The sequence below is a fragment of the Streptomyces sp. NPDC042346 genome (assembly GCF_055581845.1).
Genome location: NZ_JBVJEH010000004.1, coordinates 432,414 through 446,322 on the forward strand (window position 1 = coordinate 432,414; position 13,909 = coordinate 446,322).

General features: G+C 69.5%; 10 protein-coding genes. 7 read left to right on the forward strand and 3 right to left on the reverse strand.

Annotation, left to right across the window (positions count from 1 at the left end):
- Positions 1-42: 42 nt before the first annotated feature.
- Positions 43-414, reverse strand: coding sequence for a pyridoxamine 5'-phosphate oxidase family protein (locus ACZ6K0_RS19965; RefSeq protein WP_376398430.1), 372 nt, complete (start codon positions 412-414; stop codon positions 43-45).
- A gap of 32 nt (positions 415-446) precedes the next feature.
- The gene (locus tag ACZ6K0_RS19970; protein WP_469231157.1) at positions 447-1,139 is read right to left on the reverse strand and encodes an NAD(P)-dependent oxidoreductase; all 693 of its coding nucleotides are present in this window, start codon (positions 1,137-1,139) and stop codon (positions 447-449) included.
- A 76-nt stretch (positions 1,140-1,215) separates the two neighbouring features.
- Here ACZ6K0_RS19970 and ACZ6K0_RS19975 point away from each other — a divergent pair, with 76 nt between their 5' ends.
- The 6 genes from ACZ6K0_RS19975 to ACZ6K0_RS20000 all read left to right on the forward strand — a co-directional run bounded on the left by ACZ6K0_RS19975 (position 1,216) and on the right by ACZ6K0_RS20000 (position 9,449).
- Positions 1,216-1,812 (forward strand): TetR/AcrR family transcriptional regulator, encoded by a 597-nt coding sequence (locus ACZ6K0_RS19975; RefSeq protein WP_469231159.1) that lies wholly within the window; start codon positions 1,216-1,218, stop codon positions 1,810-1,812.
- A 150-nt stretch (positions 1,813-1,962) separates the two neighbouring features.
- Positions 1,963-2,532, forward strand: a complete 570-nt coding sequence (locus ACZ6K0_RS19980) for an SseB family protein (protein ID WP_469231161.1) — start codon at positions 1,963-1,965, stop codon at positions 2,530-2,532.
- Positions 2,519-3,166, forward strand: coding sequence for a hypothetical protein (locus ACZ6K0_RS19985; protein WP_469231163.1), 648 nt, complete (start codon positions 2,519-2,521; stop codon positions 3,164-3,166). The genes ACZ6K0_RS19980 and ACZ6K0_RS19985 overlap by 14 nt, the downstream gene beginning before the upstream one ends.
- Positions 3,166-7,818 (forward strand): putative T7SS-secreted protein, encoded by a 4,653-nt coding sequence (locus ACZ6K0_RS19990; RefSeq protein ID WP_469231165.1) that lies wholly within the window; start codon positions 3,166-3,168, stop codon positions 7,816-7,818. Before ACZ6K0_RS19985 ends, ACZ6K0_RS19990 begins: the two co-directional genes overlap by 1 nt.
- Positions 7,806-8,177, forward strand: a complete 372-nt coding sequence (locus tag ACZ6K0_RS19995) for a DUF6086 family protein (RefSeq protein ID WP_469576553.1) — start codon at positions 7,806-7,808, stop codon at positions 8,175-8,177. Before ACZ6K0_RS19990 ends, ACZ6K0_RS19995 begins: the two co-directional genes overlap by 13 nt.
- Before the next feature lie 738 nt (positions 8,178-8,915).
- Complete coding sequence (locus ACZ6K0_RS20000; RefSeq protein WP_469231167.1) at positions 8,916-9,449, forward strand: SMI1/KNR4 family protein; 534 nt, start codon at positions 8,916-8,918, stop codon at positions 9,447-9,449.
- Between the two features lie 327 nt (positions 9,450-9,776).
- On the opposite strand, the gene aspS is transcribed toward ACZ6K0_RS20000, so the two are convergent.
- Positions 9,777-11,603: an aspartate--tRNA ligase gene (gene aspS, locus ACZ6K0_RS20005; protein ID WP_469231169.1), complete on the reverse strand. Its 1,827-nt coding sequence runs from the start codon at positions 11,601-11,603 to the stop codon at positions 9,777-9,779.
- A gap of 185 nt (positions 11,604-11,788) precedes the next feature.
- On the opposite strand from aspS, the gene ACZ6K0_RS20010 reads away from it, so the two are divergent.
- Positions 11,789-13,906 carry a SpoIIE family protein phosphatase gene (locus ACZ6K0_RS20010; protein ID WP_376397593.1) on the forward strand — a complete coding sequence of 706 codons (2,118 nt, stop codon included), beginning with the start codon at positions 11,789-11,791 and terminating at the stop codon, positions 13,904-13,906.
- Positions 13,907-13,909 lie beyond the last annotated feature (3 nt).

A 13,909-nucleotide genomic window follows, 5' to 3' on the forward strand; every position in this document is an offset into this window, starting at 1 on the left:
GGACTCGTACCGGGGACTCGTACCGGGGACTCGTACCGGGAGTCAGAGGTTGAGGCTCAGGACGCGGTCGACGGCGATCTCCATCACGGCCAGGTCAGGTGGGGTGGGCGGGGCCGCTCGGTAGCGGGCGGTGTAACGGCGGACCGCCTCAGCCAGGCGCAGGGGGTCGTCGGTGACGGTGGCCCGGCCTTCGAGGGTGGCCCAGCGGAAGCCGTCCACCTGGCAGAGCGCGACACGGGCCACCGGGCCGGCTGCTGCCACGTTCTGGGCCTTGCGGGCCCCCGCCCGGGTGGTCACCCGGGCCAGGCCGGTGGCCGCGTCGAAGGTGAAGCGGACGGGGGCGACGTGCGGGGTGCCGTCGGGGCGGAGGGTGGTCAGGGTGGCCGTGTGGGGGCGGGTGAGGAACCCCTGCATGCCGCCCGTGAGTTCGATGGTCGACGTCCGGCTCACTTCTTCTTCACGCCCTCGTTCCAGATCAGCTTGGCGATGTTCGGCTTCACTGCCGTGGTGATGACGCCCATGGCCGTTCGGACGTACTGCCGCTCCTCCAGCTCGCGCAGCATGCTCGCGGCGAGGTCGGAGCGGGCGGTGAAGACACCGTCGGCGCTGGTCTCGGCAGTGCGGTAGTCCGTGACGGCGGGGTGCTCGAAGAGGCCCGAGGGCCGTACGAAGGTCCAGTCGAGGTCCGTGGCGCGGATCTCGGCCTCCATACGACGCATGTCCTCGTGGAGGGTGCGGCCGAGACGCCGGTTCACCAGCGGGTCGAGCACGTGGTTGAAGAAGTGCGCGCCGGTGGGGCGCCAGTTCGGGTCGGCGATGCTGGAACTGACGACGAGCAGCCGCTTGATGCCGTGGCGGGCCATGCCCTCGGTGATGGCCCGGGCGCTCGCCGAGTACGTGGTGATGGTCTCCTTGCTGAAGCGGGCACCCAGCGCGGACAGGACGGCATCGGTCCCGCCGAGCGCGGCGTCGACAGCAGCCGGGTCGGTGGCGTCGGCGACGGCCACGGTGAGACCGGGCCGTTCGGGGAGGGAGCCGGGCCGGCGGGTCACGGCCACGACCTCGTGGCCGGCGGCGAGGGCCTGGTCGGTGAGGTGGCGGCCGGTCGGTCCGTTGGCGCCGAATATTGCGATACGCATGATGGCGAGCCATCCCTTCGTGTGATTGTCGGAACGCCATTGACTGTGCCGATCACGAAACGAAGGCTCAACGCTGATGAATAACGCCGCCTCTGCCCCCGCCCGCACCCGAGGCCGCCCCCGAGGCAAACCGCCGACCCGCGAGTCGATCGTCTCGGCGGCCCGTGCGCTGTTCCTGGAGCGCGGCTACCGGCGCACCACCCTGCGGGCGGTGGCCGGGCTCGCGGGGGTCGACCCCGCGCTGATCGCCTATCACTTCGGCTCGAAGAAGGGCCTGTTCGCGGACGTGATGCAGTTCCAGTGCGCCAACGCGCTCGCGGTGGACGACGTCCTGGGCGGCGACCCGGCCACTCTCCCCGGCCGCCTGATCGACGCGGTGACGGAACTGTGGGAGGACGCCGACTTCCGCCGGCTCACCGCGCAGGGCGACGAGGCCGCCGAGGTGATCCGCGAATACCTGGAACACGAGTTGCTGGCCCGGCTTGTTGAATTTCTCGGCGGTCGGCACGCGACCGCCCGCGCCACGGCCGTGGTGACCATCCTCGGCGGCCTCATCTACACCCGCTACCTCAACCCGCTCCCCACCCCCGCCGCCCTCACCCCGTCCGAGACGCGCCGCGTACTGACCCCGGCACTCCGCGCGGCCCTGACCCCACCGCCGCGCACCGTGTGACGGCTGCTCGAACGTCGTGGAGCTGGCTCGGCCTGGGCAACCCGTCTGCGATCCGGCCGCCGTCCCGAGGCTCGACGCCGACGGCCCGACCTGACGGGCTCGGGTCTTTGTTCGTTGCTCGTGTGAATGGGCGCGTGGCACGCTGCGTGAGTGACGGAGAACGGAGACGGCATACCGGAGCCTCGACAGGTTTCGAGGCTGGCGGATTTGGCGGACGGATCGGCGGAGGCACCGGAGGGGGCGGCTCTCGCGGGAGGCCCGGGCGCGCGGGCCGTGCCGGAGCCGGAGCCCCGGCCCAAGGCGGCCGGCCAAGAGGAAACGGTGGCGCGGCGAGAATTCGCGCGTTTGCTCGGCGAATTCCGGCGTACGGCCGTGCTCGTGCCGTTCGACGACTCCGGGAGCCTGTGGAGCGCGGACTTCAACGGAGTCCGGTGGATCTGCGCGTTCTCGGACGAGGAGGCGCTGGCGCGGTTCGCGGTCGCGCGGGGAGAAGCGGCGCGGGAGTGGACGTACCGGACGGTTCTGGGTGCGCGGCTGCTGGACGTGATGGTGCCGATGCTGCCCGGGCCGGGCGGGGTCGCCCTCGACGCGGGCAGTGCGGACGGGGCGCTGTTCCCGCCGGTGGCGGGGATCGTCCCGGACGAGGTGGCGGTGGATCTCGGAGGGACAGGGGATAGGGGACAGGGGATAGGGGAGCGGGGGCACGATGAGCGGGAATGAGCCGGATCTCGCGGCGCCGGCGGCGGCGCTGGCGGCGATAGCGAAGGGCATCGACCTGGCCCATGCCGAGCTGAAGGAGCTCGGCTTCGTCGGTCAGGCGTCGACGGGCCGCGGGTTCTCCGATCTGGCCCTGTCCGGGCTTGAGCTGGGGCATGGCGGCCTGACGGCGGAGTTCGAGACGTTCTGTGAACGGTGGGAGTGGGGCGTCCGCGCGCTGACCCGGCAGGGGAACGGGTTCGCGCAGGCGGTGGGCCTGTCCGCGGGGTCGTTCGCGGAGCAGGAGCAGTACATCAAGGACTCGATCAAGATCGGCGTGAACTCCCTCAACGGGAACCCGCACCTGTCCGAGGACGAGGTCAAGGAGATGCGCTGGGACACGGTCCGTGACCAGCACATGTGGGACGGCGCGGACTGGAGCCCGGAGTCGTTCAGCGACGCCCACGACGAGGTCAAGCAGAACTGGAAGAACACCGCGTACGACGTCGAGGACTCCATGCTCGACGGGCTGGAACGCTCCGGTGCGATGGGCCCGGAGCGGCGGGACGAGGCGGACCGGAGGCTCAGGGACCTGCTCGATCCCGACCAGGCGACCATCGACCAGGCCGAACAGCCGCGTTGGGGGGAGAACCGCTGATGGTGGACTGGGGCGGGCTGGTCGACAAGGGGATCGACAAGGTCGGTGACGGCATCGACAAGGCCAAGGAGGGCCTGGGCGAGGGCGTCGACTATGTGACCGACAAGGCCGGTCAGGGCCTGGAGAGCCTGGGCGCGCGGGACTGGGCGGACGCCGTCGAGGACTGGGGCGACCGGACCGCGTCCTCGCTCGGCGCGGAGGTCGGGGAGCAGCAGCTCGGGCAGACCGAGGACGCCGACGAACTCGTCCACGGCAAGCCGGAGAAGATCGCCGCGGCGGTGAAGAACCTGCGGGACTTCCAGCGGGCGTTCGACCTGGTCGGCGGCGGGATGAGGAAACTGGACGCCGGTCACTGGAAGGGCGAGGCCGCCGACGCGTTCCGGGAGGAGTTCCACACCCTGCCGACGGACTGGCTGCACGCGGCGGACGCGATGGAGAACGCGGCCAAGGCGCTGGAGACGTACTCCACGGCGATCGTGAGCGCGCAGGGCAAGGCGCGTGAGGCGATCGCGCTGTACAAGGAGGGCGACCAGGACTCCACGTCGGCCGTCGACGCGTACAACAAGAAGGTCGACGCCTACAACGCGGCCCGCACCGGGGACAGTCCGCTGCCCGACCCCGGGACCTTCACCGACCCCGGCCAGGCCAAGCGGCAGCGTGCCCGGGAGGTCCTGAACGACGCGCGGAAGGCACGCAACGAGGCCGCGGAGACCGCGAAGGCGGCCGTCAGTGCGGCGCTGGCACACGCGCCGAAGGTGCCGACGGGCCGCGACAGGGCGGCGCTCGAGCTGGCGGACTACAACATGGGCCAGAGCATCGAGCTGGCCCACTTCGGCGGTGGTGTCGTCAAGGGCACGGCGGGGCTGCTCAACTTCGTGCGCGCGGTGAACCCGGTGGACCCGTACAACCTGACCCACCCGGCCGAGTACTACAAGGGCGTCAACATGACGCTCGCCGGCCTGACGTCCACGCTGGCGAACCCGGACAGGGCGCTGAAGAACGCCTGGGACGCGGTGAAGGGCGACCCGTCGGAGTTCCTCGGCCGGCTGCTCCCCGAGCTGATCGGCACGAAGGGCGCGGGGGTGGTGCGGGGAGGCCTGCGCGCCGGCCTGAGGAACGGCACCAAGCACCTGCCCGAGGGGAAGAAGCCGGACGGGACGAAGCCGGACGGCAGCCGCGCGGACCAGGAGAAGAACCCGCCCAGCACCTGCAAGACGGGCAAGGAGACGCGGTGCGAGCGGGATCCCATCGACATCGCCACGGGTCGGATGCTGCTGCCACAGACCGACATCGCCCTGCCCGGCTCGCTGCCTCTCGTCTTCCGCCGCGGCTTCGACTCCTCGCGCCGCTCGGGCGGCTGGTTCGGCCGGGCGTGGTCGTCGACGGTGGACCAGCGGCTGGAGATCGACTCGGAAGGCATCGTCTTCAGCTGCGACGAGGGCAGCCTCCTCGCCTATCCCCATCCCGCCCCCGGGGTGCCGGTCATGCCCACCCACGGCCGGCGGTGGCCACTGGACCGGGTCGAGGACGGCTACACGATCACCGACCCCGACACCCGCAAGGTCTGGCACTTCACCGACCACGGCGACGGGCTCGCGCTCCTGGCCCAGATCGACGACCGCAACGGCCGCTGGATCACCTTCGAGTACGACGAGTCGGGCGCCCCGACGTCGATCGTCCACCACGGCGGCTACCACCTGAAGCTCACCACGGACGGGGGCCGCGTCACCGGCCTCCACCTCGCGGGTGGGGCGGCGGACGGCTCCGACCAGGAGATCCTGCGCTACGGCTACACGGACGGCCACCTGACGGAGGTCACCGGTTCCTCGGGCCGCCCCGTCCGCTTCGACTGCGACGAACACGGCCGCATCACCTCGTGGACCGACACCAACGGAAGCCGCTTCGACTACGTCTACGACGACCAGGACCGCTGCACGTACCAGTCAGGCACGAACGGCCACCTGGAAACCACCTTCACCTGGGACGACGTCGACCCGGCGGCCGGACTCCGCGTCACGACCCTCACCGACGGCCTGGGGCACACCCAGCGGTACCTGATCAATGACCTTTCCCAGGTGGTCGCCGAGATCGACGCACTGGGCGCGGTCACCCGCTTCGCGTACGACCGCCACAACCGCCTGCTGTCACGGACGGACCCCCTGGGCCACGTCAGCCGCTCCACCTACGACGAGCAGGGCCGCATGACGGTCCTGGAACGCCCGGACGGCCGGCAGACGCGAGCCGAATACGACGCCAACGGCTTCCCCACACGCATCACCGGCACCGACGGCAACACCACCCACCAGACCTTCGACGAACGCGGCAACCGCACGTCGGTGACGGCCCCGTCGGGAGCCCGGACGGAGTTCACGTACGACGAGTGGGGCCGACTCACGTCGATGACGGACGCACTCGGCGCCACGACGCGACTGGTCCTGGACGATCGCGGCCTGCCCACCGAGATCACCGACCCACTGGGATCCACGACCCGCTACGAACACGACGCGTTCGGCCGTACGGTCCGGATCACCGACCCTCTGGGCGCGACGACCCGTCTGGAGTGGACGGTCGAGGGCCGCCCGTCCCGGCGCACCGCGCCTGACGGCACGGTGGAGTCCTGGACGCACGACGGCGAGGGCAACTGCCTCAGCCACACGGACGGCCTGGGCGGCACGACCCGCTTCACGTACACCGACTTCGACCTCCTGACATCCCGCACGGGCCCGGACGGAGTCCGGTACGCCTTCGCCCACGACACGAACCTGCGACTGACGCGGGTGACGAACCCGCACGGTCTGACCTGGGACTACGCCTACGATCCGGCGGGCCGACTGGCCACGGAGACGGACTTCGACGACCGGCCGCTGAGCTACGAGTACGACGCGGCGGGCGGTCTGACGTCCCGCGCGAACGGGCTCGGCCAGACGATCCGCTTCGACCGCGACAGCCTGGGCCGTATCGTCCGCAAGGACGCCGAAGGGGCACTCACCGCCTACGAGTACGACGTCTTCGACCAACTGGCGACGGCGACGAGCCCGGACGCGACGCTGGAACGCCTCCGGGACCGCTACGGCCGTCTCGTCTCCGAGACGGTCAACGGCCGCACGCTCTCCTTCACCCACGACACGGTGGGGCGGCGAACGGGCCGGACGACGCCGGGCGGTTCGACGAGCTCGTGGTCGTACGACGCGGCGGGCCGTCGAACGGAACTGACGAGCTCGGGCCGGACTCTGGCCTTCACCCACGACGCCCTAGGCCGCGAAACGACCTGCCATATAGGCGACTTCGCGGCCGTGACCTCGTCGTTCGACCCGATGGGCCGCCTCGCGGCGCAGCAGGTCACGGGCGGCTCGGGTCACAGGCTCCAGCACCGCGCGTACACGTACCGCGCCGACGGCGGCCTGGTCGGCATCACCGACGAACTCTCCGGCGCCCGCAGCTTCGACCTGGACGCGACGGGCCGCGTCACGGCGGTCCACGCCCGCGACTGGACGGAGCAGTACGCCTACGACGAGGCCGGCAACCAAACCCAAGCGTCCTGGCCGACCACCCACCCGTCCCACTCCGCGGCGGGCGCACGCGCCTACCAGGGCACTCGCATCACCAGCGCGGGATCCGTCCGCTACGAACACGACGCCCAGGGCCGGACCGTCCTGCGCCAGAAGACCCGCCTCTCCCGCAAACCGGACACGTGGCGCTACGAGTGGGACGCGGAAGACCGCCTCACGGCGGTAACAACACCGGACGGCACGGTCTGGCGGTACGCGTACGACCCCCTGGGCCGCCGCATATCCAAGCAATCCCCGCTGGAGACAGTCCACTTCACCTGGGACGGCACGACCCTCTGCGAACAGACGACGGCCGACATCACCCTCACCTGGGACCACACGGGCCTACGCCCCCTGACCCAGACGGAACGCCGCACGGGCCCGGACTCCACCGACGAACGCTTCTTCGCCATCGTCACCGACCTCATCGGCACGCCGACGGAACTCATCGACGAATCAGGCGACTTGGCCTGGCGCACCCGTCCATCGCTCTGGGGAACGACGACGTGGAACCGGAACGCCACGGCGTACACCCCACTCCGCTTCCCTGGCCAGTATTTCGACCCGGAATCGGGCCTCCACTACAACTACTTCCGGTACTACGACCCGGAGTCAGCGCGGTACCTGAGCCAGGATCCACTGGGGCTGGCGCCGTCTCCGAACCCGGCTACGTACGTTCACAACCCGCACACGTGGAGAGACCCTCTGGGGCTGGCGCCGTGCCCGGAGGACGGAGCTTCCAATCGCCAGCGTCCACCGGTGAACGGGGACACGAACTATATTGTCGACAATCCATCGAATTGGTCGGACACTATCACCGACATCGACAGGATAGAAAACGGGACGCTCTGGGAGGAGAAAACAGCAACGGGGCAAAATCCTCACATGAGAATCGAACCCTGGATCGATAAACACGTCAACAAAAAGCTGGACTCGTACATCCGGGCCCGGTCACACCTGGAAGGATGGGAGGACTCTCCGATTGGCCTACACTTCACCGAACCAGGTGCTACGCCCACGTTCAAGGCTGCCGTGGAATCTGCCGTCGAGGCGTGGCGCCAAAGGAACCCCGAGGTAGAAGCAGTGGTGAGGTGGACCGAGTGAGTTGCTTCTTTCGACTGAACGAGCAGGACGTATGGAATCCGTCGAACAGCGTCGCCAGGCTTTTCCTGTCCACAGCGAACGGAATCGGTGAGGAATTCTCCCGGAACCCCGGACTGGGAAGGATCATCGACGACGAATGCGAAGTGGACGCGAACGAGTTCTCCGTGTTCACAACAGAGCTGCTCGCCCGATACGAAAGGTCCAACAATCAGCCACTCAAGGCGCTGCTCGAAGGCGTCATCGCCATCGGCCTCGTCATGCTGGATCGTGCGGGTTACCGAATCGACACGACCGTAGAACTCGACGATACGTGGCTACTAAGACGTGAAAACTTCGCGCAATCGATGCCGCGCGGGTGATTGCCGCTTTCCCGCAGCCGTACAGGAGGTTCTGGCGGTCTGGTGCCCAAGGCGCGGACAGGGTTGGGTGGTGGTCCAACCTTGAGCGCGTCGAGCCGTCGGCCGGGGCAGCATTCACCTGGACGCCGCGACAATTCGCCGCATCGAAGCAGGGTGCCGGGCCGTGGGCACGGAGCACATCTTCGACGCCCCGCCTGCGTCCGTCGCCCCCGGCACGTCGGCGGTGGTACAGCGCCGGCCCACCGAGACCGGCCTCGCCGGCCTTGCGCCTCCTGCGATTCTGTACACCCCAGACCTGCAAGGAGCCGTGCTGTTCCCCGAGCCGGGATACACACTGATCGCCGGCACTGAGGCGTCCCTGACCGGCGCAGTGGCTGAAGGAATCGATGCGGCACGCGCACGATTCGGGCGCTACGCACGACAGATGAAGAAGAGGCGGGCTCATCTCCAGGAGGCCGCCACCGCCTACCCGCCTGCGCACAGAGCGTGGTCGCACCCCAGTGATGTCACGCCAGGCACTGCTACAGCCCGCCTGATGTCACTGCTCAGCACCTTTAGCCAGGGAACATGCACTGCTGCTGAATTCGCCGACGGATGGTGGGAAGCCCGGAGGGCCGCAGAGAGCCCGCCGACCTGACGGACAGTGAGCTGCGGGAGAGGATCCAAAGCCTCGTCACATCGGCCTGAAGTCATGCTTGTCGTCCGGACCCATTGGCCCTCAGGGAAAGGAACCCCGCCGTGAGCAACGCCCTGGCCCGTCTCCTCGAGTTCGCCCCAGCGTGTGGTGAGCCCCGACGGAAGGGTTGGGGCGATGCCGAGCGCAGCCTGGGTGTCGAGCTTCCCTCCGACTACAAGGAGCTCATCCACCTTTACGGAGGAAGCAACTGGGACGACTACCTGTACGTACTCGAACCCGGCTGCCCCAACCGGAACTACGACCTCATCGAATGGGCGGAGCACCAGGCCGAAGACCTGGAAGCCCTTTGGGAATTCGAGGAGAAGCCGGCGGAACTGGAGGCCGAGGGGTCCCGAGTCATCCCATGGGCGACCACGGACAACGGAGAATGCCTCTACTGGCTTGTTCGACCCGACCTTGACCCGGACCAATGGACCGTCATGGTGAACGAGGCACGCGGCGACCGATGGGAGCATTTCTCTGCATCCTGCACACAGTTCCTCGCTTCCTCTCTTGATGGAGAGCTGCAGTCGAGCATCCTCTCTTCCTCCTTCCCTCGCACCCCGCATGAATTCCGCCGACTCCGCGCAGTGTGACGGCGCGGCGCTCTGTCGGCTCCAAGGCTCCGGCGGAATCGGACGTGCCTCGTTGGAGAGCCTTGAGCAGTCCTTGGAGAAGCCCGGGGTGAGGTCCTGTTCGCCGCAGTGCTGGGAGCAGGTGCGTGACCTCGCTGTCGGGCGCATGCAACGCTCCGAACTCCTCGCCGAGGTCAGGCTCCGATGGGGCGGTCTGGCCCTGGCCGCAATCTCGGGGAAGTACGAAGACGGGCTGTCGCACATGGCCATGGCCGAAGCGTCCCGCGTGCGTGCTCATGACGAAGGGCCCGGGACCGTCGTGCGGTCCCGGGCCCTTCGTCAGGGTGACTAGCGCGCCGCGTCCGGGTGGACCGCGTCCGTGACCGGGCGGGTTTCGGAGGGCTTATCCGTCGCCTTCTCCACCGGCTTGCGGAGCTGGATGTTCAACTCGCGCAGGCGGGACTCGTCCAGTTCGGTGGGGGCGCCCATCAGGAGGTCCTGGGCGTTGCCGTTGAGCGGGAAGGCGATCGTCTCGCGGATGTTGGGCTCGTCCGCGAGGAGCATGACGATGCGGTCGACGCCGGGGGCGATGCCGCCGTGCGGCGGGGCGCCGTACTCGAAGGCGCGGAGCATGCCCGCGAACTCGTGCTCGACCGTCTCGCGCGAGTAGCCCGCGATCTCGAAGGCCTTGAACATGATCTCGGGCTCGTGGTTCCGGATCGCGCCCGAGGACAGCTCGATGCCGTTGCAGACGATGTCGTACTGCCAGCCGAGGACGTCCAGCGGGTCCTGGGTCTCCAGGGCCTCGATGCCGCCCTGCGGCATGGAGAACGGGTTGTGCGAGAAGTCGATCTTGCCGGTCTCCTCGTCCCGCTCGTACATCGGGAAGTCCACGATCCACGCGAAGCGGAAGACGTTCTCCTCGAACTGGCCGGCGCGCTTGGCGGCCTCGACCCGGACCGGGCCCATGATCTTGGAGACCTCGTCGAACTCGCCCGCGCCGAAGAAGATCGCGTGGCCCGGCTCCAGGCCGAGGCGCTCGGTGAGGACCTTGACGTTCTCCTCGGTGAGGAACTTGGCGATCGGGCCGGTCAGGGCGTTGCCCTCGCCGACGCGGACCCAGGCCAGGCCCTTCGCGCCGAGGGAGACCGCGAAGTCGCCCAGCGCGTCGAAGAACTTGCGGGGCTGGTCGCCCGTGTTCGGCACGGCGAGCGCGCGGACGTGCTTGCCGGCGAAGGCCTTGAACTCCGAGGCCTCGAAGACGTCGGAGATGTCGACGAGTTCGAGGGCGGTGCGCAGGTCGGGCTTGTCGTTGCCGTACTTGAGCATCGACTCGCGGAACGGGATGCGGGGGAACGGGGACGTGACGTGACGCCCGCCGCCGAACTCCTCGAAGATCTCCGTCATCAGCTTCTCGATCGGCTGGAAGACGTCTTCCTGCTCGACGAAGCTCATCTCGACGTCGAGCTGGTAGAACTCGCCCGGCGAACGGTCGGCGCGGGCGTCCTCGTCGCGGAAGCAGGGCGCGATCTGGAAGTAGCGGTCGAAGCCGGAGATCATCAGCAGCTGCTTGAACTGCTGGGGCGCCTGCGGCAGCGCGTAGAACTTGCCCGGGTTCAGACGGGACGGGACGACGAAGTCGCGGGCGCCCTCGGGGGAGGTCGCGGCGAGGATCGGGGTCGCCATCTCGTTGAAGCCGAGGGCCACCATCTTCGAACGGATGGAGGCGATGACGGCGGAGCGCAGCATGATGTTGCGGTGCATGCGCTCGCGGCGCAGGTCGAGGAAGCGGTACTCCAGGCGCCGCTCCTCGTTCACGCCGTCGTCGGTGTTGACGGTGAAGGGGATCTGCTTGGCCGCGCCCAGGACCTCGACCTCGACGGCCTCGATCTCGATCTCGCCGGAGGGCAGCTCCGGGTTGACGTTCTCCGCGCCACGCGAGACGACCTTGCCGTCGACGCGGACGACGGTCTCCTTCGTCAGCTTGTCGAGGACCTCGGCCGCGGCGGTGCCGGGGCGGGCGACGAGCTGCGTGATGCCGTAGTGGTCGCGCAGATCGATGAAGAGGATGCCGCCCAGGTCGCGCCGATTGTGCAGCCAGCCGCTCAGCCGGACGTCGGTGCCGACGTCAGAGGCGCGGAGCTCGCCGCAGGTGTGGGACCTGTACCGATGCATCGTCGTTCATCCAGTCTTCGGGATCGGGATCTTGGGATGGGGCGCCGTCGTCGCACGCCCGTCACTTACGGGACGCAAGTCACAGGAACACGCCGACAGACGCACCCAGGGTACCGGCCGCCCCATGATCCCTTTTCGAATACTCTCAGTGGCGACCTGCTGTCCGATATTCATAAAGTAGGGCAATGCGCACCGAGGACGTCCTGGCCGCGATCGCGACCGGCCTGTGGCGCTGGGACAACGCGTCCGGGATCGTCTCGCTCGACGCCGAGGCGGCCCGGCTGCTCGGGCTGCCCGCCGCATCGGTGCAGCTCACCGAGGCGGCCGTACGCTCGCGATTTCACCCGGTCGACTGGAACGAGATCGACGGGGTCGTCAATCTGGCCGTCGCCGAGGGCACCCTCGCCGAGGCCCGGCTGCGGATCATGGACGAGCACGGCCGGGTGATCCGTACCGTACGGAGCAGGTCCAAGCCCCTCATCGAGGGCAACGACTACCAGCTCGTCGGCACCCTCCAGGAAGTCGCCGAGCAGCAGCCCGGCACCGCCGCGCACACCCCGATCACCGGCGACTGGCGCCGCTCCCGCGAGGCCTTCCTCCTCGACGCGGGACGGGCCCTGGCGGAGGCCCGCTCGACCGCCGAGGTGCTGCGGGTGGCGGCCTCCCTGTCGATGCCCGGCTTCTCGCCGGACGGGCTCGCCGTCTTCGGCGTGGCCGGCGACCGGCTGACCGTCATCGGCCACCACGGGCACAGCCAGGGCGACGAGGGTCCGTTCTCGTCGATGGCGCTCGACACCGACTACCCGGCGGCCGCCGTCGTACGGACCGGGCGCGCGATCTATCTGCCGACGCCGGAGGAGTACCTGCGCCGGTACCCCACCACCTGGCCGCTCGCCCAGCGCTTCGGCCGCCGCTCCTGGGCGTTCGTGCCGCTCGTCGTCGCCGGGCGCACGATGGGCGCCTGGATGGCCGCCTTCAAGCACCCGGTCGCCTTCACGCCCGACGAGCGCTCGGTGCTCACGACGGTCGCGCGGATGCTCGCGCAGGCCCTCGCGCGCGCCGGGGTGGCCGAGTCGGAGCGCGAGCTGTCGCTCGGCCTCCAGCGGACGATGATGCCGGTCCTCGGCCCCGGCATCCCCGGCATCCAGGTCGCCGCCCGGTACGTGCCGACCGGCGGCGGGCTCCAGGTCGGCGGCGACTGGTACGACATGATCCGGCTGCCCGGCGGCACCACCCGCGCCGGCGGGCGCGGCGCCGGGCGCATCGCCCTCGTCATCGGCGACGTCCAGGGCCACGACGTGCGGGCCGCGGGCCTGATGGGGCAGCTGCGGATCGCCCTGCGCGCGTACGCCTCCGAGGGCCACCGGCCGGACGCCGTGCTGTCGCGCGCCTCGCGCTTCCTGTACGGGATCACGGACGGGGACGACGGGGAGAACGTCGGCCCGCGCTTCGCGACCTGCCTCTACCTGGAGGTCGACCTGGAGACGGGCACGGTCGACATCGCCCGGGCCGGGCATCCGGACCCGGCCGTACGGATGAACGACGGAACGGTTCTCCTCAGGCCCACGGCCGGCGGCCTGCCCCTCGGCATCGACCCCGACACCGACTACCCCACGACCCGGCTCACCCTGGAACCCGGCGAGACCCTGATGATCTGCACCGACGGCCTCCTGGAGACCGGCGGGCACGACCTGGACACCGGCTGGGAGCGGGTCAGGACGCTCCTGGAGTCCCACGACGGCGAGGACCTGGAGCAGCTCGCCGACACCCTCGTCGAGGCCGTCCACGGCCCCGGCTCGCACCACACGACGGGCCCGCTCGCCGACCGCCGCGAGGACGACATCGCGGTCCTGCTGCTCTCCCGCCGGCCCGGGGGCGCGCTGCCGGAGGCCCCGCGCCGGACCCTGATGACCATCGCCCAGGCGGAGCCGGAGCGGATCGCCGAGGCGCGCGAGCAGCTGCGCCAGCTCCTGCACGACTGGAAGGACGAGGACCAGCTCGACTCGGCCGTGCTCATGGTCTCCGAGATGGTCACCAACGTCCTCGTCCACACCGACGGCGACGCGCTCCTGGTCGCCGAGGTCGCCTGCGGCGAGGAGTCGCGGCGGCTGCGCGTCGAGGTCTCCGACCAGAGCGACGAGCTGCCGCACAAGCGGCACCCGGGCGAGATGGCGTCGAGCGGCCGCGGGCTGCTCCTGATGGAGATGCTGGCGGACGCGTGGGGCTTCGACCCGCGGGGCGAGGGCAAGTCGATCTGGTTCGAGCTGAACGAGCCGCCGTCGGGGCAGGGCTGCTGCGGGTAGGTC